The sequence below is a fragment of the Pseudarthrobacter sp. DSP2-3-2b1 genome, from assembly GCF_049895945.1.
In the GTDB taxonomy this organism is placed as follows: Bacteria; Actinomycetota; Actinomycetes; order Actinomycetales; family Micrococcaceae; genus Arthrobacter.
This window is the reverse complement of record NZ_JAFCTI010000001.1, coordinates 423,966-449,104: the sequence shown is the minus strand read 5'-3', so window position 1 is coordinate 449,104 and position 25,139 is coordinate 423,966. Positions and strand designations below refer to the sequence as shown.

The following is a 25,139-nucleotide window of genomic DNA, read 5'->3' as shown; positions in this document are numbered from 1 at the left end:
CGCATCCTGAGCCATTGGCGCTGGGCTTTGGTGACCCGGTAGCTGGTCCGGCCGATCTCCAACGGCGCACCATCCCTCGGATCGATGAGCACCCGGTGGAAGGACTCGGCACCTTCGGCGATGAGCCTGCGGGCCATGGTGATGGGGATCGGCCCGAACCCGTCCAAGTCTGCAGGCTCATCCGTGATTCCGAGGAGGGACATGATGGGGACGGTGACCAGGACCTGCGCCCGAGGGGAAGGGACACCCGCGGTGAGACTGTCCTCAGAGCCGCCCAGGAGCCAGGCCGCGGCGGCGTCGGCCCGCAGCTGGGTCATGGTGCGGTCCTCATCCGGGCCCTGCAACGCCCGCGCCGCCGCCGTGGCCCGGTTCCAGATCCCCACGGCCTGGTCAGCGGGCAGATACGCCGAAAGCCAGGCCATCCCGTCCCGGTCCGGCCGGTATTCCAGCCGCCGGTCAGCCACAGACCTCAGGTGGCGTTTTTCGATGCTCACCGGGTGGTGGCGTTCCCGCCAGGTCCGGGCCTTCTGCCGGAACCGGGAAGGGATCAGTTCCCCGGCGGGACACCCGCGCGCCGGGTTGGGCGCCTCAGGGTCCAGGAAATGCGCCTCCAGTGCAGCCGCGCCGGTGGGGTCGAGGTTGGTGGTCTCGTCCACCATCACCCGGGCATGCTGCCAGGAAATGGTCCCGTCCTGCAATGCCGACAGGGTCAACGGCAAAGCGGTGGTTAGTTCCAGGGATTCGGCCAGCAGTGCACCGGCGGTCCGTTCGCTGATCGTCAGGACACAGGCGACCTCAGCCACGACCGCCATCTCGTGGGCCCCATCAGACATCACAGGTGACGCCAGGGCCTGGGCCGTGGCTGCGTAGCCGGCGGCCGCATGGACCATCACCGCGGCGACCTGCGCATTGATCCGGGTAGCCAGAGCCAACGTATCCAGCCAGCCATCAGCTTCACGGCGCAACGGATCATCATCAGCAGCACGCCCAGCCGGCCCAGCAGACTCAGCTAGCCCGGCAAAGTCTGCGTTCCCCGTGAACCCCGCGGGCCCAGCCAGCCCGGGCACGTCCGCAGAGTGAATCCCGCGCTGAGCCGCAGCGAGCAGCAACGCGGCGGAGGCATAAACAGCCTCCGCCGCCTCCACCGCTGCCTTGATTCCCATACCCACATCATCCCGCGGGGTACCGACAAGAACCGCGAAGCTACAGGCCTATGTGGATAACCCAGCGTCCACGCGAAATAACCTTAGGCACCCGCCCGCGCCGGCTCGGCAGATTCTCCTGAGTCTGACCCGGCTCCGGTGTCAGACTCCTTCTGCCACGGCCAGCGGCCGGTGATTTCAAGCTCCAGTGAGAAGCTCAGGAAGGTTCGGATCAGCACGATAATTGCCAGCACGCCCACACTCTCGAACGTGGGTGTCACGGCCACGGTGCGGATGATGTCGGCGGCCACGAGAAGCTCAAGGCCCAAGAGAATAGACCGGCCCAGCAGTTGCCGATAGGCGCGGTAGACGGTCAGCTTCTCAGCTCCGGCGGGGAGCTTCCGTGGCTGGTAGCCGCGCAGGGCCATGGGAATGGAGACAATAGCGCCGATGACCATCACGGCCACCCCGGCGAAGTCCATGTATTCGCCTACGGCCTCAATGATGTGCTGGAAATCCACCGTGCTCCTCGTCCGCAGGGGGTCAGTACCAGGGTCAGTACTCTGCCTTGCCCCAGCCTACGGGTGGCGGACGCCCGCCCCGGCCAGGACTTCCCGGTAGCCTTCGCGGAAGGATGGGTAGGCGAACTTGAAGCCGGTCCCGCGGAGCAGGGCGTTGCTGACGCGCTTGTTGCCGCCACGGGCCTCACCGGCTGGACCAACGGGAGGTTCCGGAAAGCCCATCTCGGCAGCCAGGAAACGAAGTACCTCGCCCATGTCTGCGGGATCGCTGTCCACCCCTAAGTATGCCGGCGCAGGCATGGGCTCCATGGTGGTCAGGTGGACGATCGCCGCTGCGGCGTCATCCCGGTGGATCCGGTTGGTGTAGCGCGGTTCATCGGGAATCACCGCAGCGCCGTCGCGGACCTGATCGATGAGCCGGGTCCGCCCGGGACCGTAGATCCCGCCCAGCCGGAGAATGATCGGGGAAGACCCAGTGCCGCGCAACCGCGAGAGCAGGAGATCCTCCGCCTCACGGATGATACGCCCCGAGAAACCGCCAGGTGCCGGCGTCGTGCTTTCATCAACCCAGCCGCCGGCGGCATCGCCGTAGACGGCCGTGGAGGACACAAACAGCACCCGCCGCGGGGTCACGCCATCGCGCGCGAAGGCGTCCAGGACGTGCGAAAGCCCGTCCACGTAGGCGGCCCGGTAGGCCGCCTCCGTGGGTGAGTCGGCAGCTACGGCGACGACGACGGCGGTTGTGTCCGCCGGAATGGCCGGCAGATCGGCGGAACTCAAGTCAGCCGCTACACCTTCGATGGCGGCCGGCAGCTTCCCGGGGGAGCGGCGCCAGCCAACCACGTGATGGCCGAGGGCGGCAAAGCGCAGGCCCGCCTCGGTGCCTAAATCGCCGCAGCCGGCCAGGAGGATTTTCACGTGGTCAGGGTGCCTGGACCGGGAAGAACACGCGGGGATCCTGCAGGAGCGCCGGGTAGTCGAAGGCGGACCGGTCAATCACCTCGGTGAGCGTGAAGTTGCGGCCGAAGCGGCCGTCGTCGAGCGTGATGGGCCGGCCCACCACCTGGCCCACAGCGAACTTGGCGCCGTCCTCGAACATCACTGCCACCGCGGTCTTGCCCGGCAGGGTGGCGAAGGCGCTCTCCTGGGCCTGGCGCTTCCGCGTGGGCTTCTTGACCAGCTGCTTCGGGGGAAGCTTGCGGGGCTGCTTGGACGGCCGGCGCGAACCGTCGTCGACATAGACGGGGGAGTAGCCGTCCGGATCCACCGCGGCGGGAGCCACAGCGTGGCCGCGGACCGGCGGCAGAGCCACAGTGTCCAGCGTTTGCGGATCGATCTCGGCGTGCGGGTCTCGGAGGATCCAGAGGACATCGCCCTCGGGTTCCGCGGGATAGAACTCGTGCTTGGGCTCGGGCCAGAGGTAATCGAGGTCCACGTCAGCGTCCGGGAAGACTTCCTTGTAGAACTTCGGTTCCTTGTGGACCAGCTTGGCCCGGTGGCTCAGGTGGAAATCGGGATTCCCGAGCCATTCCGGCATAGGGATCTTGGCGGCGTAGTCTGGGTGGGCTGCCTGCGGCGCGAACTCGGTGATGTTGCCGCGGGTGTTGTCGGCGTGGCCGCGGGCGGTCCATTCGTCCACCATCGCCAAGCCGTACATGGTGAGGGCCGGCACGTGGCCCATCCACATGCGGACGGCAGGGTGGGTCTGCCAGCCGTACTCGGGGATCACCAGCGCACGGAGGGTCTGCAGCGCTTCGACACGCTGTTTGCCAAGCCTGGCGGTGTCCAGTGCTGCGGCGCTCTGCCGGAAATCGGGGTACGGGAGGAAAGTTTGCATTCTTTCAGTCTGACGGCACCGGGCGGATGTGCCAATTGCAGTGCCCGCCACCACACACGCGCCGCTACCCCGCACGGGCAAATGTTCACATAGTGGACCGATACATACAGTGGATATCGCTATCCACTAAGATCGCCGAAACGTCCCACCGTCCCGGAAGCCCCCTCATGACAATTTCTGCTGATGTGACCCCCGGAAAAACGAGTTCTTTTGTGCCCCGTTTCGGGCAGATGCTCAGTCCGGAGGCCAAGGGCATCCTGGTCCTTGATGAATTTACCCTCGATCCGGCCGCCGCGCGCAAGGAGCAGCATGGCTTCCGTGCGGCGTTGGCCTCGGTGGCGCTCACGCTGCGCCGGATCGTGGCTCTGCGGGTGGTGATTGCCCTGGTGGCGATCGGGAATCTGCCCTTGTTCCTGCTCTCCAGCGGCTGGTGGATCTACGCCGTCTCCCTGACCCTCGTTGTGGCCGTCCACCTGGCGGTCTCCTGGCTGAACCGCCACGAGCCCAAGGTCCGCCAGCGCCAGATGCTCGAACTGCACATGCACCGTGAGCGCAGCGCCAACTACCGCAAGGTCCGCGACGCCGTGAAGTACATGATCGACACCCCCAGCCGCATGAACGAGCACCTCTACCTAGAATTGCTGGCAGCCAAGCGTGTGGCTCTGAACCTCGCCCACGGGACCGTGGCGCTGCTGGACACCAGCGACGACGCCGCCTGGAAGGTGCGCATCGTCCGGGAAATCAAGGTCGCCGTCTAACGGATTTTCAGTAGTCCAGCTCTTTCGCAACAACGCACGACGCCGGCGCTCCCCTTGTGGGGGAGCGCCGGCGTCGCGTGTTGGGAGGCAGTCCGTTCCCGGCGCAGTCCATTCCCGGCTGGGTCAAGAACCGGGCATCCCTGAAGCCCTTAGGCGGGAAGCTGGATGACCTGTCCCTCGAACACCAGATTGGGATCGGCGATGGTGTCCAGGTTGGCGTCGGCCAGCTGCTGCCAGCCGCCAACGACGCCCAGCTTCTCAGCCACGGTGCTCAAGGTGTCGCCGGCTACGAGGGTGTAGGTCTCGCCGCTGAGGGCTACCGGTGCAGCGTGCTGCGGAACCGTTACCGGTGCGGCCTGGACGGGCGCGGCCTGTACCGGGGCGGCCGGTGCGGCCTGGACGGGCACACTCTGGACCGGCACGCTCTGGGGAGCCACCGCCGTCGCGCCTCCGCCGCCGCTCAAACCGAGCTGCGCGGCGCAGGACGGCCAGGCTCCCCAGCCCTGCGCGGCCTGTACCTGTTCTGCCACGGCGATCTGCTGTTCGCGGCTGGCATCGGCCGCGGAACCGGTGCCGCCATAGGCCGCCCAGGTGGTGGGGCTGAACTGCAGGCCGCCGGTGTAGCCGTTGCCGGTGTTGGTGGCCCAGTTGCCGCCGCTTTCACACTGTGCCAGGGCGTCCCAGGTTGAGGTGCTCGCTGCATTTGCTCCCGTGGCGGACAGTGCAATCCCCGCCATGGAAATGGCTGCAACGGTGGCTCCACGGCGCGCGACAGTACGGATGGTGGTGTTTGTCATGGTTTTGATGCTCCTGAAGGCCACCAGCGCTCGGTCCGTCCCCGGACGTTATCGCGCCACTGCCCGCCTCTGACGAATAGAGGTCAACTTCGGTGGCTGCCGGCCGGGCAGTTCTGGTGGAGGCAGCACCGGGCATTCATCGGCCCGTCTGGTGGGCCTGCTCCACGCTAAAACATTGCGCCGCCGTTATCAAACCGAGATGTTTTCTGAGTGTTAGCTGGTGGCAGGCTGTGGAAGCGCCGCCGCCAGGTAGGGCGCGGTGCGGCTGTGCGGTGAACGCGCGACGTCGGCCGCGGTTCCGGCGGCGACGATTCTGCCGCCGGCGTCCCCGCCCGACGGCCCCAAATCAATGACCCAGTCCGCGGCGGCCACCACTGCCATCTCGTGTTCGACCACCACTACGGTGTTGCCGCTGTCCACCAGGCCGTGGAGCTGGGCCATCAGCAGTTCGACGTCGGCCGGGTGGAGGCCGGTGGTGGGTTCGTCCAGGAGGTAGAGGGTGTGGCCCCGCTGGGCGCGCTGCAGTTCGGTGGCGAGCTTGATGCGCTGCGCCTCGCCGCCGGACAGTTCAGTGGCGGGCTGGCCCAGCCGAAGGTAGCCGAGCCCAACGTCCCGGAGGCTCTTGAGGCTGCGGGCGGCGGCAGGAATATCGGCCAGGAACCCGGCTGCATCGTTAACTGTCAGCCGGAGCACCTCGGCCACGTTCTTGCCGCGGTAGGTCACGTCCAGGGTTTCCGGGTTGTAGCGGGAACCATCGCACTCCGGACACGGACCGTAGCTGCCCGGAAGGAACAGTAGCTCCACGGCCACAAAGCCCTCACCCAGGCAGGTCTCGCACCGCCCGCCGGCCACGTTGAAGGAGAACCTCCCGGCCCCGAACCGCCTGGCGCGCGCCTCGTCGGTGGCGGCGAATTCCTTGCGTACGGCGTCGAACAGGCCTGTATAGGTGGCCAGGTTCGAGCGGGGCGTACGCCCGATGGGCTTTTGGTCCACGGTCACCAGCCTGTCGATCCGCTCCGCGCCACTGACCGGCCCCACAGACAACGGCGTAGCCGGGCCGGCCTCATCTGGATCCGCCGGCTGCGTGGCCTTGCCCGATGGTGCAGCCTTTGCCGAGGGTGCATCTGCTGCAGGCTGGGCAGCCGCGTGGTCCTTCAGCCCGGATCCCACCACTTCCCCCAGGACATGGCTGACCAGCGTGGACTTGCCTGAGCCGGACACTCCCGTGACGGCCGTCAGGACGCCCAGCGGGAAGGCCGCATCAACGTCCTTGAGGTTGTGGCGGCTGATGCCGGTCAGCTTCAGCCAGCCGTCGGGCTCCCTGGTGGTGTTCCTAGAACGTTCGCTGTTCCCAAGGGGTGCGCGGCTCGCGTGGGGAGCGCCGCCGTCGGGCGTCCCGCCGCTGAACAGGAACGGACGCGTGACCGATTCCTCGATCGCCGCCAGCCCGGCAACCGGCCCGCTGTAGAGCACCTCGCCGCCGCCCTCGCCGGCGCGGGGACCTACATCCACCAGCCAGTCGGCGCGGCGGACCACGTCCATGTTGTGTTCCACCACGAAGACGGAGTTGCCGGAGGCTTTCAGCTGGTCAAGGACCGCCAGGAGCGGCTCGGCGTCGGCGGGGTGAAGGCCTGCGGAGGGCTCGTCCAGCACGTAGATCACGCCGAACAGGCCGGACCGGAGCTGCGTGGCGATCCTGAGCCGCTGCATCTCGCCGGGGGAGAGGGTGGGGGTGGCACGGCCCAGGGCGAGGTATCCCAGGCCAAGGTCCAGGAGCACGGTGACCCGGTTCAGGAGGTCCGCGGTGATGGCCACCGCCACCTCGTTCTCCTCTCCGGAGGTCTGCTTGCGGGACGCGGTTCCGGCTTCCTTCAGCCCGGCGGTGGGGCGGATGATCTCGGCCAGTTCCACCATCGGTGTTGCGTTGAGCTCGGCGATGGTGCGCCCGTCGAAAGACACGGCGAGGGCTTCGGCCCTGAGTCCGGTGCCGCCGCAGAGAGGGCACGGCCCGGACTCCATGAATGCCAGGACGCGCTCGCGCATGGAGGCGCTCTGGGAATCGGCCAGGGTGTGCAGGACGTAGCTTTTGGCGCTCCAGAAGCGGCCCTTGTATGGCTTGGCCACGCGGTCGCGCTCCGGGGTGACTTCCACCACCGGCTGTTCCTCGGTAAACAGGATCCAGTCGCGCTGCTTCTTCGGCAGCTTCCGCCAGGGCACGTCGACGTCGTAGCCCAGGTGGCTGAGGATGTCGCGGAGGTTCTTGCCCTGCCAGGCGCCCGGCCACGCGGCGATGGCCCCGTCACGGATGGTCAATGCCGGGTCCGGAACCAGGGATTCCTCGCTGACCGTGTGCGCGACCCCCAGCCCGTGGCATTCCCGGCACGCGCCCGCGGCAGTATTTGGCGAAAATGCGTCTGAGTCCAGCTGACCGGCGCCTGCCGGGTAGGTTCCGGCGCGTGAGAACAGCATGCGGAGCGAGTTGGAGAGCGTGGTCACCGTGCCTACGGTGGAGCGGCTGCTGGGTGCGCCGCGGCGCTGCTGAAGCGCGACGGCGGGAGGCAGCCCCGAGATCATCTCCACCTTGGGATTGTGGCCCTGCTGGATGAGGCGGCGGGCGTAGGGGGCCACGGATTCGAAGTAGCGCCGCTGGGCTTCCGCGTAGATGGTGCCAAAGGCGAGCGAGGACTTCCCGGAGCCGGAGACGCCCGTGAACGCCACGATGGAGTCGCGCGGCACGTCCACGTCCACATTCCGCAGGTTGTTTTCCCGCGCGCCCCGGACACGGACAAAGCCATCCGCGAGGTGGTCCGAGGTGGAAAGTGATGACTGGTCAGCCTGCTGGGGTTTCCGCATCGGTCCGACTCTAGCCGCGATGGGGCCGGCGGGCGATATCCTGACCGGATGAACACCTTTGCCGACGCTACTGCCGCGCCCGTGACCATAGCTCCCGAAGAAGCGTTGACCGAAGAGGCGTTGGCCGAAGAGCAAACGGCCGAGGTGCTGCGGCCCCTGACCGTCGCCGAGCTCCACCTGCACATCGAGGGCACCCTGGAGCCGGAGCTGATCTTTGAACTCGCCGCCCGCAACGGCATCACCCTCCCGTATTCGGGGCTGGACGAGCTCCGCGCACTGTACGAGTTCACCGACCTGCAGTCCTTCCTGAACCTGTACTACGCCAACATGGCGGTGCTGCAGACCGAACGGGACTTCGCCGACATGACCCGCGCGTACCTGTCCCGGGCAGCCGCGGCGGGAGTCCGGCACGCCGAGATCATGATGGACCCGCAGGCACACCTGTCCCGCGGCATCCCGCTGGAAACATGCGTCAACGGCGTGGCATCGGCCCTGGCGACGTCGGAGGAAGACTTTGGCATCTCCACCCTGCTGATTGCGGCTTTCCTGCGGGACCTGTCCGAGGAATCCGCGCTGGAGGTCCTGGACGCACTGCTGGCCATGAACGCCCCGATCGCTGCCATCGGGCTGGACTCGGCCGAGGTGGGCAACCCGCCGTCGAAGTTTGAACGGCTGTTCGCCAAGGCCAGGGAAGCGGGCCTGCGGCTGACCGCGCACGCGGGCGAGGAGGCGCCGCCGTCGTACATCATTGAAGCGCTGGACATCCTGGGCGTGGAGCGGATCGATCACGGCATCCGGTGCATGGACGATCCCGAACTGGTGGAGCGCCTCGTGGACGAGCGGACCCCGCTGACCGTATGCCCGCTCTCCAACGTCAGGCTGCGGGCCGTGGACACCCTGGCGGACCACCCGCTGCCGGCAATGCTCGCCGCGGGGCTGAACGTATCGGTGAACTCGGATGATCCGGCCTACTTCGGCGGGTACGTGGACGAGAACTTTGCCCAGCTCAGAGCCGTATTCGAACTGTCCGAGTTCGATGTGGCGCGGCTCGCCGCCAATTCCATCCACTCGTCCTTCGCTTCCGAAGAGCGTAAAACCGAACTCCTGAATGAACTGAACGGCATATAGCTACTGGCCGCCTGCTCGCTTACACTGGTGCGCAGGCGTGTCCGGGAAGAGTCCGGTGGTACCCAGTTACCACGCGCAGGGTTGAGCAAACAGCCCCTTTCCGAGACCCCTGCCTCAGTTCCGGCTTAATCCGCGTCATAGATGGTCACGACACGCAGAGTTAACCATTTCAAGTCGCGCGATTAACAAGCTGTTGGCAGGATGCCTAGAGACCGATCGCATTACTCAAGGGGAATCATGGCCAAGTCCACCGCAGATAACACCGACCTCCGACTCAAGACCGTACTGAGCGTCCTGACCGAAGGTGTGTGGTCCGGCGACACGTTGAACGCCGGCGAGGTTCTGGCGGAAGCCACCGCCCGCGTACCGTTCAGTGACCACGAAGCGGCGTTGCTGACCGGCGGCATTCCCCGCGGCCACAAGGCGCTCACGTCCGCCACGGCCAAACTGGTCAAGGCAGGCTGGCTGGTCAAAGGCCGTTCCGGCTGGACCATCACCGAAGACGGCATGCGCGCCACTGTTGCGTTCCCCGATGCGGCGTCCTTCGCTGCAGCGCTCGACGCCGGCACTCCGGTTCCGGCCGACGTCGCCGTTCCAGCGGCCCCGGCAGTCAAGCCGGCCCGTGCCGCGGCCCGGACCGCCGCCGCGCGCACAGCAGGCAAGCCGGCTGTCCAGGAAACCGCAGCAGCCGGTGTGGAAGCCACCGCAGCCCAGGAGGACACCGTGACGAAGACGCCCGCCAAGAAGGCACCCGCCAAGCGGACCCCTGCCAAGAAAGCAGCGGATGCAGTGGGCAAGGCCGCGAAGGTCATCGAGGACGCAGTGGAACCGGTGGTCAAGGCCGTCCGCTCGCGAAAGTCAGCGCCGAAGAACGAGGCCGCGGTTGCTGCCGGACCGTCATCGAACGGAACGCACACCGTGGGCAATGCAGCTGAGACCTTCCCCCAGCCGGAGACTGTGGCTGTTGCCGGTGACTTCAACACCCTCCTCGGCGCGCCGGAGAACTGGGCCCCGCAGTACGACGAAGCCCAGCTCACCCTGGACACCCTGGACCAGCTGTGGAAGATCAGCGCCGCCCTGCCGGCCGGTTACTACACCTTCAAGATCGCCCTGAACCGGTCGTGGGAAGAGAACTACGGCGCGTTCGGCACGTTCGATGGCCCTAACCATGAACTGCACCACGACGGCGGCACTGTCACCATCAGCTACGACCACCGCACCCGGGACATCACCATCAACTGATCCCCGGTCTCTGGACAAAAACTCCTCAGTGAAGCAGTGTGGAAACCGGTCATCCTGACCGGTTTCCACACTTTAAGGAGATGCTGAAATGACCCTTCCTTCCGGCCTGACCCCAGGCGTATGGACTCTGGATATGTCGCACAGCGAGATCGGCTTCACGGTCCGGCATGCAGGGATCAGCAAAGTCCGGGGCCGGTTCACGGACGCGCAGGCCGAGGCCCGCGTTGGCGAATCGCTGGCCGACGCCTCCCTCCACGCCACGGTCAATACGGCCAGCTTCGAGTCCGGTGATGCCAACCGCGACGGCCACGTCAAAGGACCTGATTTCTTCGACGTCGAAGAGTTCCCCGAGATGAAATTCCGCGCCACCTCGGTAGAGGGCGACGGCGAGGACTACACCCTCACCGGCGACCTCACCATCCGGGGCATTACCAAGCCGGTGGAGCTGGAAGTCGAATTCACCGGGGTGGCCGTGGACCCGTTCGGTGCCACCCGCGCCGGCTTCTCCGCTGAGACCGAGATCAGCCGCAAGGAGTTTGGCCTCACCTGGAACGCAGCGCTCGAGGCCGGCGGCCTGCTGGTCAGCGACAAAGTGAAGATCAACGTCGACGCGGCCTTGGTCAAGCAGGGCTGATTCAGGTCCCCATGGCTTCTGGAAATCCGCAATCTGGAGATTCCCCCTCAGGAGATTCCCCCTCCGGAGATGCCCACACCGGTGATGTCCGGCTCTCTGCCCGCGTCTTCGGCGTGGTGCAGGGGGTTGGGTTCCGTTTCTGGACGATGGGCAAGGCCGACGAACTGGCCCTCAAAGGTGAAGTGAAAAACCTCGACGACGGCTCGGTCTCCATCGTTGCCGAAGGCCCGGATCAGCAGGTTCAGACGCTGCTGGACTGGCTGAGGTCAGCGAATGCTCCTGGCCGGGTGGAACGGGTGGAGGCGTCCATGGCCGCCGCCGAGAACTCGTTCCGGGACTTCAGGGCCCGCTGAGGGCATCGGTACCGGCCACTCCGGCGCGTGCCCTGGTCCGTTTGCCTGATTGGTCGAGGGGACGTTCCTTGGGGCCGGGCGGGTACGCGTGCCGCCGCCCGGCCAAGGTGATCACGAACGCGAGGACGGCTGGAATTGCTGCCGCCACCGGAACAAGCAGAGGCCCGGCGAAGGTCAGCGCAGCGGCTCCGAACATCGCGCCGATCATGATCCCGACCTGGATAGTGAGAACGGTGAGCCCGTTGGCGGCGTCCCGGTACTCGCCGCCGGCCCGGAGGATGGCGGACTGGTTATAGATTCCCATGGCACCGATTCCCGTGCCCCAGAAAAACATCAGGACCAGGGTGATGACCAACGCCAGGCCGGGGAGGGCGAGGCCGGCGAGCGGCAGCAGGAGCATGGACACCGCCACCCCGGCAATCGTGATCAGGAGCCAGCGCCGCGGCCGCGAATCCACGGTGATGCCGGCGATCCAGATGCCTACCAGCCCGGCCACCCCGAGGACGCTGATGGAGAGCGGGATGCTGAAATCGGGGAGACTGGCCTCGCGCAGGAACGGCGCGATGTAGGTGAACAAAGCGAAGTGGGCCATGAGCATCAGGGGCCAGCCCATGGCGACCACTTTGACGCCGGGCTGGCTCATCGCCTGGCGGACGGAGGGGTGCGGAGCGTCGGGGATGCGCCGGACCGGCGGCAGCAACCAAATGGCCAGGATGGCCAGCAGAACACCGGACGCGGCCAGGACCAGGAACGCCGCGCGCCAGCCGACCAGGCTGCCCAAAGCGGTACCCACCGGGGTGCCGATGGCCAGGCCCAGACTGTTGCCGCTGAACACGATGGCCAGCGCCTTGCCTACTTTATGGGCGGGAACGATCCGTGCCACGAACGGGGCCATGGCGGACCAGAGCAGGCCGTGGGCGATGCCGCCCACCACGCGTGAGCCCATGGCGGCGCCGAAATCGGAGACCACGGCCACCAAGGCGTTGCTTGCTGCGAAGGTGATGACCAGCGCGATGAGCAGGAAATGCCGTGGGATCCGGGAGAGCAGCAGCGACAACGGGATGACGGTGAGCACGATGATGGCCGCATAGCCTGCCGTGAGGTAGCCGGCTGTTGCCTCCGAAACCCGGAAGTCCGCGCTGATCTGGGGCAACAGCCCGGAAGGCAGGAGTTCGGTGGTGATGGCGGTGAAACCGATGGCGGCGAGCACTACGAGGGCGCCGACGGGCAGCTTGGTGTTCTGGGATGTCACTCCCTGAATTTACCCTGTTTCGCGATTGGCTTTTGAGGTCAGGACCCGGATTCCTGGTGGCCGGACCGGTTGCGGGCCGGGCCGCCAACCGGGCGCCTGGGGCTGAGGCCGATGAACGCCCCGAGCTCCTCGAGCACAGCTGGTTTGTGGGGCATGTAGTTGGTGAGTTCGGGCGAACGGACCACCACGGCACGCCATTGGCCCCTGGACACTGCGACGTTGATCCGGTTCCGGTTCAGCAGGAACTCCGCCCCGCGGGGCGCCTCGGGAACCGCCGAGCAGGCCATCGAGACCAGCACCACGGGTGCTTCCTGGCCCTGGAACTTGTCCACTGTGCCTACCCGGACACCTCCCAGCCCGGCCTCCTGCAGGGTGAGCCGGATCAGCTGGACCTGGGCGTTGTAGGCAGCCACCACCAGGATGTCCTCCGGGGCCAGCGCACGGGCCGGTTTGTCTCCGCCGGGGAGCCACTTCAACCCGATGTGCCGGTTGGCCTGCCGGACCACTTCGGCTGCCTCTTCAGCGGAGGAGGTGGTGTTCCCGCTGTGCTCCACCAGGATGGTCTCCACCCCGGCGGGAAGCTCGGCCAGGCTGCGGAGGGAGGCGGCGGGCGCTGACTCGAGCTTGCCTTCATAGCTGAGGACGGACACGGCACGGCACAGGTCAGGATGCATCCGCCAGCTGTCAGCCAGGAAGTAGCCAAGGCTTTCGGGCAGTGTGGCGTGGCCGGCGGCGAGCCAGCCCAGGGCCGATTCGTCCACGGGCTCCGGGTGTGAACCCTGGGTTACCTGCGGCAGCTGCTGCGGGTCACCGAGGAGCAGGAGCCGCTTGGCGGACCGGGCAACAGCCAGGGTGTTGGCCAGCGAGAACTGGCCGGCCTCATCAATCACCAGCAGGTCCAGGGACCCGGCCGGCACAGATTTCCCGGTCATGGTCCATGCTGTCCCGCCCACCAGGCAGCCGCCGGGGGAGGCCAGGAGTGTGGCAACGTCAGTGTCCTTGACGTGCGCCCACGGGACGTCATGGGCAGTGACGAGCTTCTTGGCCACCCGGGCCGGATCCACGCCTGCGGTTTCGATCGCAGTGCAGAGCATGTTCTCCACCACGGCATGGGACTGCCCCACCACGCCGATCTTCCAGCCCTCCGCCACCAGCCGGGCGATGACGTGGGAGCCCACGTACGTCTTGCCCGTCCCGGGAGGGCCCTGTACCGCAAGGTAGGAGAGGTCCAGGTCCAGCAGCGAGGCGGTGATCGCCGTGACGTAGTCAGCCGCTCCCGAACTGTCATCCGTTACTGGAGCGGGGGCAGGCAACGTCCGGAAACGCGGCGGGGCCTTGCGGAGGATGTCGATGCCGGCGTGTGCGGGCAGGGAGGGCAGTGAACCGCCGACGGACTGGGCCAGTTCGGCCAGGGCGGCTTCGATGCTGGCGGTGCCCACAGGTTGGTCCTCGGTGAGCGCAACAGGCAGGTGCGGGTACGCCGGGACCTTCCCCGTTTCCCTTTCCTCGATGGTGATGCTTGTCCGGCCGGGGACGCCGGGGTGGTCCTCCACGGCGGTGACCAGCGTGCCAAAGGTGAAGCCGCGTCCCCGGGTGCCACCGTTGGGATTCTCCAGTCCGTCCGGGACCGGTGCGTCGTACAGCCGGCACCAGGTGCTTCCGGGTTTGAAATCCGAGCCCTCGCTCATGGTCCCGGCGAGCCTGAGGGTGCGGGTGCGCATCCGCTCCCGGGGCTTGGCGAGGACCCAGTCCGTGAGGATCTCGGCAGTGTCCACCACAAACACGTTGCGGTGGTCTGACCAGGTGTCGAGCTCGGCCTCTGTCCGGTCGAAATGCTCCCACCAGAACTGCTTCCGTTCGCGGCGGTGGTAGCCCACTGCTGCAGCCACCATGGCGATGGCGCGTTCATCGTCAGTCCAGGGCCGGTGGTCCGGCAGATCTGCAAGGTATTCCTGGAGGCGCCGTTCCTCCGGCGAGGGCTCCGCTTCCAGGGCCCCGGCCGCCACCTCCGGCACCGCACCCTCACGCGGCAGCTGCCCGCCGTCGTCGGGCGTTCCAGAGGCGTCCCTTCTGACCGCGCTGGCGGCGCGCGTGCCGCGCAGCTCAAGCAGCCAGTCGCGGAGGCGGAGCGTGGAGAGGCAGTCGTATTCGTTGTAGTCGGAGATCGAGGCGAGGACGTCAGCGGCCTCTGCCGCGTTGCCGCCGTCCCGGGCTGCGCAGTAGGCGGCGTACGCCACCACGGACGCGCCGGCGTCCTTGACGTCGCCTGAGCGGAGGTTGTCTCCCATATAGAGGGGCTCGAGTTTTTTGATGGAGTAGGACGGCTCGGAGATCCGCAGCGAATGCCGGGCCGTGGCGTAGAGGTCCACCAGGACGCCTTCGCGCAGCCAGTTGTCCACGATGTCCTCGCCGGCCAGGTGTGTGACCGACAGGTTCCGGAGCGCCGATTTCTCGTAGGCGGCGTAATGGTAGACGTGCATGTCCGGGTACCGGGAGCGGCGATCCTCCACGTAGGCGAGGAAGTCCAGGAAGGCCTGCCGCTCCTCATGGCGGGAATGCGCCCAGAGGGGCCGGAACACCGGCTTGTCAGTGGCGCCGGCGTCAGCAGCCGGCGCCTCGATCACGCCGAACAGGTACTCCAGGCCCCACTTGCCGGTGGCGGGATCCTGCCACAAGGGATCGCCCTCGAAGTCGAAGAAGATGTCGCCGGGGCTCGGTGCCGGAATGCCGGCGAGGGCATTCTCCGGCAGCACCTTGAACGCGACGGTGTGCTCCGCGCCGTCCTTGGCGAAGGTGCGGGAACCGTCCGGCACGTCCCTGCCCAACTGCATCCGGGCCTGATCGCGGAGCCGGACCACCGGGCCGGTGGCTTTGCCCCGCGGGAGATCGGCCAGGGCGTCGATGGTGGTGATGCGATCGGCAGTGAGTTTCTTCCGCCGGACCATGGTCATGCCGCCCACCATCAGGAGATCACGGTGGGACTGGACCTGCTCCGCGCAGTAATTGCACCGCCCGCAGTACCCGACGCCGGGCTGTTGCCACTGCACCGCCTCCCCAGCCTCGCGGTGGGCGGCGGTCAGCGCGCGGAAGTGGTCGCGGCGCTCGCGGAAGACCGGGAGCAGGTCCGGCAGGGAATGGTGGCTGCGGACGTACTCGCCCTCCACCACAGCCCCGAGCACCAGCGTGACCCGGGGCGACGGCTCCAGGCCCATGCCGATGAGTTGGTCGCCGTAGGCAGCCAATTGCAGCAGCGCGCCCACTTTCGCATGGCGTGCGAGCTTGGTGTCCCACACCTCGTAGCGCCCCGGCGCGCCGGTGCCAGCTGCCTCGTTGACGATGAAATCGGCGTAGCCCAGGAACTCGCCGTCAAAGAAAGTTGCCTGGAAGACGACGTCGGCCCCGGCGCGGAGCGCGAGTTCGGTTTCGGCGTGCTTGGCCAACAGGGCGTTGCGGGTATTCGCGCCCCGCTCGAGCGAGTACACCCCGGCGCCGCGGCCGGCGTCCCATGCGCCGTACTCCGCGATCAAACCGGCCAGGACTTTGGCCTCATGCCTGTCACCAAGCGCCCCCGCACGGCGCTGCATCTCGTCGTCGGGAAATTCCGCTTTGGGGGAGCGGCCCAGTTTCTCATCGAGGATGCGCAGCGTGCGGTACTCACATTCGCTGGCGGCCACCAGATCGCTGGCGGAAAACAGCAGGTCCTGCTGTGCGCCGGCACCCACGGCGGCGGCGCCGCGGCCAGGATCAACGCTGGCCGGATCGAGCAGAAACACGGGGCCTCCCCATTAAGAGCCTGGCCAGGAACAGTTCCGGGGCCATGTTTCGAATCTACCAACAGCCACTGACAACGCGGGGCACAGGATGCTCCCCGGGGCCTCCGGGAGGGCAATAGTACCCCCGCGTTGCTGTAGTCCTGGGTGGTAGGTGCGGCCGGCTGTTAGTCCTGCGCCGCCCGGACCTGGGCTTTGTCGTGTTCGATGTGCGCGCTGCGGATGAGTTCCAGAAACTCTGTCTCGTTGCGGATGAGCCGCTTGTACTTCTCCGGCAGTTTGCGGATCTGTTCTTCCTCGCGAACCATGCTGGAGAAGATCTTGTCCCGCTCGTTCATGTCGGTTTCGTAGTTGAGGTCCAGGTATTCGGTGGCGTGCCTCTTGGCCCCGGACACTGCATTCTTGGCCTTACCCTTGGGGCTGAAGATCGAGGCCAGGACGGTGACAGCCAGGACGCCGAGGATCACGCTCAGGGAGACTTCTGTGCTGACCTCCACCACGTTGACCTTCTGGCCGTCGTTGATGAACCTCAGGGTGTTCTCGTGGAGCGCGTGCAGGATGAGCTTGACCCCGATGAAGCCGAGGATCGCTGCCAGCCCGTAGGCGAGGAAGATGAGCCGGTCCAGCAGCCCGTCGATGAGGAAGAACAGCTGGCGCAGGCCCATCAGCGAGAAAGCGGTGGCCGTGAAGACGATGAAGACGTTCTGCGTCAGCCCGAAGATCGCGGGAATGGAATCAAGGGCAAAGAGGATGTCCGTTCCGCCGATGGCCACCATGACCAGGAGCATCGGCGTGAGCACGCGCTTGCCGTCCTCCATGGTGAAGAGTTTGTCGCCGTCGTAGTGCTGCGACGCCGGGAGGTACTTCTTGGCCAGCCGGACCACCAGGCCTTCGGAGTCGTCGTCGTGGCTGTCAGGCTTGAGCAGGTTGCCTGCGGTGACCAGCAGGATCAGGCCGAAAATGTAGAAGATCCAGGCGAAGCTGTTGATCAGCGCGGCGCCCAGGAAAATAAAGGCGGTGCGGGCTATCAGGGAGAAGATGATGCCGAACAGGAGCACCTTCTGCTGGTCGGCGCGGGGAACCTTGAAGCTGGCCATGATGATCAGGAAGACGAAAAGGTTGTCCACTGACAGGGCCTTCTCCGTGACGTAGCCGGCGAAGTATTCGGTGCCCATGGTGGGTCCGCCGAACCACAGCACGCCGAGGCCGAAGAGCAGGGCGATGCCCACATAGATGGCTGACCAGGTTGCGGATTCCTTCAGCGAAGGCGTGTGGGCCTTGCGCACATGGAAGAAGAAGTCGAAGGCCAGCAGGCCTACGATTCCGATGATGGTCAGGGTCCAGACATAAGAAGGTACTTCCACGCGGCGGGCCTTTCGTTGGAGTCTCCTTCCAGACTACCTAAGCAGGCCGGAGGAGTTCATGCTCCAGGACGGCGGTCCGGGAGAGGGTCTTGTAGCCCTCCCGTTCGAAGAGGACTGTGATGACGTCGTCCTCGTGCCGCATCACCAGCCCCGGCCCCCAATCCTTGTGGACCACGGCTGTCTGGAGCGGGAACACCTCCCCGCCGTCCGGCACCAAGGCCGCCACGCCGTCGTCGTACTTGCCGTTGGGGGACTCCTGAACGGCAACCTCCCGGGAGGCAGCTTCGGCGCACACATCGCAGTTGCCGCAGGGCTCAGGGAGGTCCTCTCCGAAGTAGCCCAGCAGGTACTGCCGGCGGCAGCCGTCCGTCTCGGCGTAGCCGCGCATCATGTTCAGCCGGGACTGGTCCACGCGCTGCCGTTCTTCGGAACGTTCGACGGCGGCGCGCACCAACGCGGGCAGCTTGGCTTTGGAGCTGAGCCGGATGCCGCGCTTGCCGGTGCTGACAGCGCCAACCTCCTCGAGCTGGTTCACCAGGGCTGTGACACGGCGGGCCGGGAATCCAGTCAACTCGGCCACGGCCGATTTGGGCGCGGGAGCGCCGGCCGCCCGAAGGACCTTCAGCACGGCCAGCAGCGAATCCGGATCGGCGGAGCGGGTGCCGAAGAACTTCCTCAGCCCGAGGTCCTCGGAGCGGTAATGGAGGATGGCGGAGGCCGGCTGCCCGTCCCGGCCGGACCGGCCGATCTCCTGGTAGTACGCGTCCAGTGACTCGGGGATGTCCGCGTGGACCACGAAGCGGACGTTCGGCTTGTCGATCCCCATCCCGAAGGCAGTGGTGGCAACCACCACGTCCAGCTGGTCGGCCAGGAACTGTTCGTGGATGCGCTCACGGTCCGCTGCTGGACGGCCTGCGTGATAGGCCTCCGCGCGGAGCCCGTTCTTCACCAGCTTCGCCGCATACTTTTCAGTGTCCTTGCGGGTGGCAGCGTACAGCAGGCCCGGGCCTTCCGCGGCGAGGGCCGTGACCTGCTCCAGGACGGCTGTGAGCTTGCCTTTGTCCTCATGGTGGCGCACCACGTCCAGGCTGATGTTGGGCCGGTCGAAGCCGCGGACCAGCACCAAGGGGTCCTTCATGCCCAGCCGTTTCACGATCTCCTCGCGCACCGGCGGCGAAGCGGTGGCTGTCAGGGCCACTACCGGAGGGTTGCCCAGCCGTTCCCGGACAGCGCCGAGCGTCAGGTAGTCAGGCCGGAAATCATGGCCCCAGGAAGAGACGCAGTGTGCCTCGTCCACCACAAACAACGGAACATCCAGCGCAGCGAGCCGCTCCACGGTTTCCTCTTTGGCCAGCTGTTCCGGTGCGAGGAAGAGGAACGTGGCACGGCCGGCCTCCGCACTTTGCCAGGCTTCTTCCACTTCAGCGTCGCTGCGCGTGGAGTTAATGGCCACGGCCGTGTCCGGACCAAGCTGTTCGTTCAGCCGGTCCAGCTGGTCCTCCTGCAGGGCAATAAGAGGTGAAACCACGACGGCGGGGCGTCCCGTCTGCTGATTGAGGTGGACGGCCGCAACCTGGTAGATCGCGGACTTCCCGTAGCCGGTGGGCATCACTGCAAGGACGTCGCGGCCGCCGGCAAGGGCGCTCATGCCGGCGAGTTGGCCGTCGCGCAGCTGCGGCAGGGAAAAAGAGGAGGAGGCAAGCGCTTCGAGCGCAGGATTCGCGGACATATTAATGGCTCCGGGGGATGGGTCCTGCGGCCGCTTGCTTCAGCCGTGGTGACAAGCCTAGCGTGCGGTGACTGCCGCCGTCGTGCGCTCCAATGAATGTCCGTCTCCGACGGCGGCGCCCACCGCCGTCGGGGGCGTCTTCCTTGACTTACGGGGTCCCCTGAACAAGTGTGGAAAGCGACCGTTCCGCCGGTGGTCCCGGCGTGCCTGCGGTCCCGGCAAGAACCAAGGAGATCCAGCGTGACGCGCAAGAACCCGCAGGTTGAAGAGGCCAACGAGGCTGACATTGAGGTCACCGGCCATCCGAAGACGTGGGCCGCCGGCGTCCCGGGCGTCTACCACTCCCTTGAGCCTGCTATCAAGCACATGGGACCTGGCCGTGCCGGGAAGACGCTCCTGGCGCTGAACCAGAAAGACGGCTTCGACTGCATGAGCTGTGCGTGGCCGGACCCCGGCCACCGGAAAACCTTCGAGTTCTGCGAGAACGGCGCCAAGGCGGTCACGTGGGAAGCCACCCCGGTGGTTATCGGCTCCGAATTCTGGGCCGAGCACCCGGTGAGCGCGCTGCGTGAGCGGTCCGAGTACTGGCTGGGAATGCAGGGGCGTCTGACCGAGCCTGTCCACAAGCCGGCGGGGGAGGACCACTACCGGCCGGTCAGCTGGGAGCAGGCCTTCACCATCATCGCGGACAAGCTCAAGTCCCTGCCCAGCCCGGACCAGGCCACCTTCTACACCAGCGGCCGGACCTCCAATGAGGCTGCGTTCCTGTACCAGCTGTTCGTCCGTTCCTACGGCACCAACAACCTGCCAGACTGCTCCAACATGTGCCACGAATCCTCGGGCTGGGCGATGGGGCAGACCATCGGGATCGGCAAAGCGACCATCTCCTACGATGACTTCGCCAAGGCGGACCTGATCATCGTCATGGGCCAGAACCCCGGCACCAACCATCCCCGGATGCTCACGGCGCTGGAAGAGGCCAAGGAAGCGGGCGCGGACATTGTGGCAATCAACCCGCTGCCGGAGGCCGGGCTGATGCGCTACAAGAATCCGCAGAAGGTGAAGGGAATTGTGGGCCGCGGCACGCAGATTGCAGACCAGTTCCTGCAGGTCCGCATCGGCGGGGACATGGCTCTGATGCAGGCGGTCTCCAAACGGGTCCTGGACGCCGAGGCCGCGAATCCCGGGTCCGTGCTGGACCACGCTTTCCTGGCCGAGCACTGCCAGGGGCTTGAGGAGTTGGGCGAGCACCTGGCCGGGCTGGACGAGGCAGCAGTGCAAGAAGCCACCGGGCTGCGGGTCGAGGAGATCGACGAACTGGCCCAGCGCTACCTCAGGGCCGAAAAGGTGATCATCACCTGGGCCATGGGAATTACGCAGCACAAAAAGGGCGTGGCCACCATCAAGGAGATCATCAACCTGCTGCTGCTCCGCGGCAACATCGGCAAACCTGGCGCCGGCGCGTCCCCCATCCGCGGCCACAGCAACGTCCAGGGTGACAGGACAATGGGCATCTGGGAACAGATGCCGCCGGCCTTCCTGGACGCCTTGGGCAAAGAGTTCAAGTTCGAACCGCCGCGTGAACACGGCATTGACGCCGTCGAAACCATCCGGCAAATGCGCGACGGCGGCATCAAGGTCTTTCTCGGCCTTGGCGGAAACTTCGTGGGCGCCATGTCCGACACCGACGCCGGCATCGCCGCCATGGAGAACACCGAGCTGTCGGTCCAGATTTCCACCAAGCTGAACCGTTCCCACACCGTCACCGGCGCCGAGGCGCTGATCCTGCCCACGATGGGACGCACGGAGATCGACCTGCAGGAATCCGGTCCCCAGTTCGTCTCGGTCGAGGACACTGTCTGCGCCGTCCACGCCTCGCACGGAACGGTTGAGCCGGTAGCGCCTGGCCTCCTGTCAGAGGTGGCCATTGTCAGCAGGCTGGCCAACAAGGTGGTGGGTGATTCGGTCCAGGCGGATTGGGCCGGGTTCGAGAAGAACTACGACCTGGTCCGGGAGCACATCTCCCAGGTGGTCAGTGGCTGCGAGGACTACAACCGGAAGATCCGGCAGGACGGCGGCTTTGTCCTGCCCAACGGGCCGCGGGACTCCCGGACGTTCAACACGCCCACGGGCAAGGCGATGCTGACGGTGAACGAACTGGAGCATGTGGAACGGCCCGCGGGGACCCTGATCCTGCAGAGCATGCGCTCGCACGATCAGTTCAACACCACCATCTATGGCAACAACGACCGCTACAGGGGCATCAAAAAGGGCCGCGAAGTGGTGTTCGTCAGTCCGGAAGACCTGGCCGAACTGGGCCTCAACGACGGGCAGCACGTGGACATCCACGGCGTGTACAAGGACAACGTGGCGCGCGTCTTGCGGAACTTCCGGGTGGTTTCCTACCCCACGGCGGTTGGCTGCGCGGCGGCCTACTACCCGGAGGCCAACGTGCTGGTCCCGCTGGAGAGCGTCGCCGAGGGTAGCCAGACGCCGGTGTCCAAGGCCATCATCGTGCGGCTGGAGCCGGTCGCCGGTGCCTGAGGGCGGCCCGCCCGTCCTCATAGGGCGCGGCAGCGCAATGCTCACGGGTCTGTTCACTGCGTCCTGGATCATTGCGGGCCTGGCCGTCCTGGCGACGATTGGCTGCCTGCTCACCATCCCGGCCCTCGGCTGGGCGCCGGGTAACCCTTGGGCGGGCTCCATCCTGTACATCCTGGCGCCCGGCCTGCTGATCCCTTTCTTCCTCTCCATGTTCTCCCGGGCCGCTACGCACTGGCTTGATCCGAACGGCGAATGGTTCCGTCCCACGGGCACGCAGCTGGCGATGCGCGTTGCCATGTCCCTGGCCTTCGTCCTGGTGGGCCTCGCTGCACTGATGGCCGGGCTTGCCCCGTTCGAGGATTTCATGCCCGGCAGCTGGGACCGGGCCGGGGACCTGTTTGTGGCTGCCTTCGCGGGGCTGATATTCCTCGCCATCCTGATTTCCGGCGTGGCGGGGGCCGCGATCGTGGGCGGCTGGAAGGGCGTACCGGCCGGTCTGCTGCTCGCCGCCGGGTTCGGCGCACTGTGTTTTTCGGCATTGGCACGCGAACCTGGCTGGGATGTTGCCGCCTACACCCTGCTGGCTGCCTCCGTGGCGTGGTTCTACGCGATCGGCATCGAAACCGGATGGCTCACTGACTTTCACCATGGGGTGATGGGTCACTGGCTCACCGGTGTGCTCGGCGCCGCAGCGGTGGCCACCATGTTCTGGTGGGGACCGCACGCCTTTGCCTTGGCCGGACTCTGCGTCCTGGCCGGCTGGATCCCGCTGCAGCTGCCCCGGACCACCGGACAGGCCACGCCGGTGACCCGCAGACCCGGCCCGGAAAAGCCATCCGGCCGGGAACTGGAACGCAAGCAATACGCAGCCGGGGAGCGGGAGCGGAAACGGCGTGCCCGGCAGGACAGGACCCGCCGGCAGCGTTCCTAGGACCGCCAGCCGGGGGAGCCCTGATTTATTGGCCCGTGTCGGCCCAGCCCTGAGCCGCCGGGCCGCCGTCGTGACCGTCCCCGCACAGCTGAAACGCGACGTCGGCCGCTTTGGAAACAGCGGCAGTGGAGGAGTCTTTCGAGCCGGCGCTCCCGGTTCCGGCTTCCAGCCCGGCCGCATAGCCCACCAGGAACGTGGTCACGGGGGCGGCCGCGTGGATCACGGAACCGGCTGACTTCCTGGCCAGGTCAAGCAGGAGTTCCTGGTCCACGTCCAGGTCCAGGACCTGAAGCGCCTGGGCCAGCCGGTGGGTCCACTGGTCCAGGACCTGTGCTTCGTCGTCGGTGACAGCCATGTTTACTCCTAAGTTCTGGTGCTCGGGATCACTGATGCTCGGGCCGCTGGGCGTCCTGCACCGCTGTCCCCGACACTACAAGTGATGACTGGCTAAGTCACCGGTTACGCTGGCATGAGCAGCTACCCAGGAGATCCCGATGACTGAATTCACCGTCCGCCACAACCCTGAGCGTGAGCGCTTTGAAGTGCTCGTGGCCGGAAACGCGATCGGCAAGGCGGCGTACAAGAAGTACGACGGCGGCGGCGCACCGCAGCGGATTTTCTACCACACGGTGATCAACGAGGAATACGGCGGCCAGGGCCTCGCCGGGAAACTCGCCACGTTCGCTCTCGACGACACCGTGGCAGCCGGCCTGGGGATCGTGCCGGTGTGCCCGTACATCAAGAAGTTCCTGACCAAGCACCCGGAATATGCGGGCAGCAAGGTTGCCATCACTCCGGCGCACCTGCAGTTCCTGGAGGACGCTTTGGCCGCCAGAGCCGCCAAGGCCTAAGGGCCGCGGAGGTTCACGAAGTCGCAGTTCAGCGGCCTCGTGCACCAGACTGTTTCCGTGAGCAACAAACCCCGGACCGGCCTGGCGGTGGCCGGCCTCAGCCTGGGCACGGCGCTGAACCCGCTGAACTCGTCCATGATCGCCGTGGCCCTGGTGGTGCTGCGGGCGGATTTCGGGCTCGACGTCGCCACGGTCACCTGGGTGGTCACCTCCTTTTACCTGAGTTCGGCCGCTGGCCAGCCGCTGATGGGGCGGCTCGCTGACAGGTTCGGGCCGCGGCGGATGTTTATGCTGGGCATGGCCCTGGTGGCCGTCACTTGTGCGCTGGCGCCCTTTTCGCCGAACTTCGCGTTGCTGTGCGTGGCGCGGGCTGTGATGGCGCTTGGAACTGCGACCGCGTACCCCAGCGCCGTGGTGATGGTGGGTGACATAGCGCACCGCGCCAGGCTGGAGTCCGCACGCCCGCTGGGCCGGATCCAGATGGCCAACACCTCGGCGGCAGCGGTGGGGCCGGTGCTTGGCGGACTGCTGGTGGGCTTCGTGGGCTGGGAGGCGCTGTTCCTGGTCAACGTTCCGCTGGCACTGGCGGCGTTGCTGATCGTGCGGCAGACAGCGCCGGCAGACGCGGCAAGGGAACGCGGGAGCCTCGCGGAACTGCTGCGCGACTCGGACATCCCGGGCATCCTGGCCTTTGTCAGCTCCCTGCTCCTGGTGATGATGGCACTGCTGGACGTCGCCCCGGGCTACCGCTGGTACCTGCTGGGGGCCGGCACCGTGGTGGCCGCCCTCTTTGCCTGGCGGGAGCTGCGCTTCAGGCCGCCGTTCCTGGACCTTCGCCTGCTGGGCCGCAACCGCCCCCTCATGCTCGTGTACGTGGGCTTTGCGGTGTTCAACGGCGTGTACTACTTCGTGTTTTTTGGCCTGCCCCAGCTCCTGCAGGAAGCCGGCGGCTACGATCCCGGGCTGGTGGGCCTGCTGATGCTGCCAATGGCCACCCTGTCCGTTCTGGCGACGCCGTGGGCTGTCCGGGCCATGGGCCGGTTCGGCGTGCGGCGGGTGATGATTGCCGGCGTCGTACTTCTTACCGGGGCGGCAGGCCTCATGTGGCTCCTCACCGCGTCACTGGCCATTCCGCTGGTCCTGGCGCTGACGGCGCTGATCGGCATTCCGTATGGCGTGGTGAGCATCGCCTCGAACCAGGGCATGTTCGTGTCCACGCAGCCGCAGGAGCGCGGTGTGGCCGCGGGGATCTTCCAAACGTGCCGCTATGTGGGGGCGATTACCGCCACCGTCCTTATTGGCGTCTTCGCGGGCGGCGGTGTGGACCAGGAGAGCTGGGGGCAGATGGTGCTCGCCATGCTGGTGCTCAGCGCGGTGGTGTTCGGCGTGACCCTGCTGTGGCGGGAGCGGACGGACTAACGTTCCTCCGCCGC

Annotated in this window: 20 protein-coding genes; 9 read left to right on the top strand and 11 right to left on the bottom strand. The window is 66.6% G+C overall.

Annotation, left to right across the window (positions count from 1 at the left end; all coding sequences use genetic code 11):
• From ACP7AX_RS01905 to ACP7AX_RS01890, 4 genes are all read right to left on the bottom strand, one after another.
• Positions 1-1,163 (bottom strand): DUF222 domain-containing protein (locus ACP7AX_RS01905; protein WP_426225195.1); only part of this gene is annotated, 1,163 nt, incomplete at its 3' end.
• A gap of 83 nt (positions 1,164-1,246) precedes the next feature.
• Positions 1,247-1,663 (bottom strand): DUF1622 domain-containing protein, encoded by a 417-nt coding sequence (locus ACP7AX_RS01900; protein WP_131682324.1) that lies wholly within the window; start codon positions 1,661-1,663, stop codon positions 1,247-1,249.
• A gap of 57 nt (positions 1,664-1,720) precedes the next feature.
• Entirely contained in the window at positions 1,721-2,581 is an 861-nt protein-coding gene (locus ACP7AX_RS01895) for an NAD-dependent epimerase/dehydratase family protein (RefSeq protein WP_426225194.1), read from the bottom strand.
• 4 nt (positions 2,582-2,585) lie between these two features.
• Positions 2,586-3,500 (bottom strand): MSMEG_6728 family protein, encoded by a 915-nt coding sequence (locus tag ACP7AX_RS01890; protein WP_426225193.1) that lies wholly within the window; start codon positions 3,498-3,500, stop codon positions 2,586-2,588.
• 167 nt (positions 3,501-3,667) lie between these two features.
• Here ACP7AX_RS01890 and ACP7AX_RS01885 point away from each other — a divergent pair, with 167 nt between their 5' ends.
• Complete coding sequence (locus tag ACP7AX_RS01885; protein WP_426225192.1) at positions 3,668-4,258, top strand: hypothetical protein; 591 nt, start codon at positions 3,668-3,670, stop codon at positions 4,256-4,258.
• 149 nt (positions 4,259-4,407) lie between these two features.
• On the opposite strand, the gene ACP7AX_RS01880 is transcribed toward ACP7AX_RS01885, so the two are convergent.
• Both ACP7AX_RS01880 and ACP7AX_RS01875 read right to left on the bottom strand, forming a co-directional pair.
• Complete coding sequence (locus ACP7AX_RS01880; protein ID WP_131682320.1) at positions 4,408-5,055, bottom strand: transglycosylase family protein; 648 nt, start codon at positions 5,053-5,055, stop codon at positions 4,408-4,410.
• Positions 5,056-5,268: 213 nt separating this feature from the next.
• Positions 5,269-7,908 carry an ABC transporter gene (locus ACP7AX_RS01875; protein WP_426225191.1) on the bottom strand — a complete coding sequence of 880 codons (2,640 nt, stop codon included), beginning with the start codon at positions 7,906-7,908 and terminating at the stop codon, positions 5,269-5,271.
• A 48-nt stretch (positions 7,909-7,956) separates the two neighbouring features.
• Here ACP7AX_RS01875 and ACP7AX_RS01870 point away from each other — a divergent pair, with 48 nt between their 5' ends.
• The 4 genes from ACP7AX_RS01870 (at position 7,957) to ACP7AX_RS01855 (ending at position 11,265) form a co-directional block, all read left to right on the top strand.
• Entirely contained in the window at positions 7,957-9,036 is a 1,080-nt protein-coding gene (locus ACP7AX_RS01870; protein WP_426225190.1) for an adenosine deaminase, read from the top strand.
• Positions 9,037-9,273: 237 nt separating this feature from the next.
• Positions 9,274-10,278 carry a glycosidase gene (locus ACP7AX_RS01865; protein ID WP_426225189.1) on the top strand — a complete coding sequence of 335 codons (1,005 nt, stop codon included), beginning with the start codon at positions 9,274-9,276 and terminating at the stop codon, positions 10,276-10,278.
• 88 nt (positions 10,279-10,366) lie between these two features.
• Positions 10,367-10,912 carry a YceI family protein gene (locus ACP7AX_RS01860; protein ID WP_131682316.1) on the top strand — a complete coding sequence of 182 codons (546 nt, stop codon included), beginning with the start codon at positions 10,367-10,369 and terminating at the stop codon, positions 10,910-10,912.
• A gap of 11 nt (positions 10,913-10,923) precedes the next feature.
• Positions 10,924-11,265 carry an acylphosphatase gene (locus ACP7AX_RS01855; protein WP_426225188.1) on the top strand — a complete coding sequence of 114 codons (342 nt, stop codon included), beginning with the start codon at positions 10,924-10,926 and terminating at the stop codon, positions 11,263-11,265.
• Here ACP7AX_RS01855 and ACP7AX_RS01850 read toward each other — a convergent pair.
• The 4 genes from ACP7AX_RS01850 to ACP7AX_RS01835 form a co-directional block, all read right to left on the bottom strand.
• Positions 11,252-12,517 carry an MFS transporter gene (locus ACP7AX_RS01850; protein ID WP_426225187.1) on the bottom strand — a complete coding sequence of 422 codons (1,266 nt, stop codon included), beginning with the start codon at positions 12,515-12,517 and terminating at the stop codon, positions 11,252-11,254. The two genes, ACP7AX_RS01855 and ACP7AX_RS01850, sit on opposite strands and share 14 nt — an antisense overlap.
• A 38-nt stretch (positions 12,518-12,555) precedes the next feature.
• The gene (locus ACP7AX_RS01845) at positions 12,556-16,290 is read right to left on the bottom strand and encodes a TM0106 family RecB-like putative nuclease (protein ID WP_426225186.1); all 3,735 of its coding nucleotides are present in this window, start codon (positions 16,288-16,290) and stop codon (positions 12,556-12,558) included.
• A gap of 164 nt (positions 16,291-16,454) precedes the next feature.
• Positions 16,455-17,651, bottom strand: a complete 1,197-nt coding sequence (locus tag ACP7AX_RS01840; protein ID WP_426225185.1) for a TerC family protein — start codon at positions 17,649-17,651, stop codon at positions 16,455-16,457.
• A 37-nt stretch (positions 17,652-17,688) separates the two neighbouring features.
• Positions 17,689-19,380 carry a RecQ family ATP-dependent DNA helicase gene (locus ACP7AX_RS01835; protein ID WP_426225184.1) on the bottom strand — a complete coding sequence of 564 codons (1,692 nt, stop codon included), beginning with the start codon at positions 19,378-19,380 and terminating at the stop codon, positions 17,689-17,691.
• A gap of 240 nt (positions 19,381-19,620) precedes the next feature.
• On the opposite strand from ACP7AX_RS01835, the gene ACP7AX_RS01830 reads away from it, so the two are divergent.
• Positions 19,621-21,924 (top strand): FdhF/YdeP family oxidoreductase, encoded by a 2,304-nt coding sequence (locus tag ACP7AX_RS01830; protein ID WP_426225183.1) that lies wholly within the window; start codon positions 19,621-19,623, stop codon positions 21,922-21,924.
• Between the two features lie 37 nt (positions 21,925-21,961).
• Complete coding sequence (locus tag ACP7AX_RS01825; protein ID WP_426225182.1) at positions 21,962-22,855, top strand: hypothetical protein; 894 nt, start codon at positions 21,962-21,964, stop codon at positions 22,853-22,855.
• Positions 22,856-22,880: 25 nt separating this feature from the next.
• Here the strand turns inward: ACP7AX_RS01825 and ACP7AX_RS01820 are convergent, their stop codons facing one another.
• A complete protein-coding gene (locus ACP7AX_RS01820) occupies positions 22,881-23,210 on the bottom strand; it encodes a DUF6457 domain-containing protein (RefSeq protein WP_426225181.1) in 330 nt (109 codons plus the stop codon).
• A gap of 139 nt (positions 23,211-23,349) precedes the next feature.
• On the opposite strand from ACP7AX_RS01820, the gene ACP7AX_RS01815 reads away from it, so the two are divergent.
• Together ACP7AX_RS01815 and ACP7AX_RS01810 are read left to right on the top strand one after the other, a co-directional pair.
• Positions 23,350-23,706, top strand: a complete 357-nt coding sequence (locus tag ACP7AX_RS01815) for a GNAT family N-acetyltransferase (RefSeq protein ID WP_426225180.1) — start codon at positions 23,350-23,352, stop codon at positions 23,704-23,706.
• A gap of 57 nt (positions 23,707-23,763) precedes the next feature.
• Positions 23,764-25,125, top strand: coding sequence for an MFS transporter (locus ACP7AX_RS01810; protein WP_426225179.1), 1,362 nt, complete (start codon positions 23,764-23,766; stop codon positions 25,123-25,125).
• Positions 25,126-25,139 lie beyond the last annotated feature (14 nt).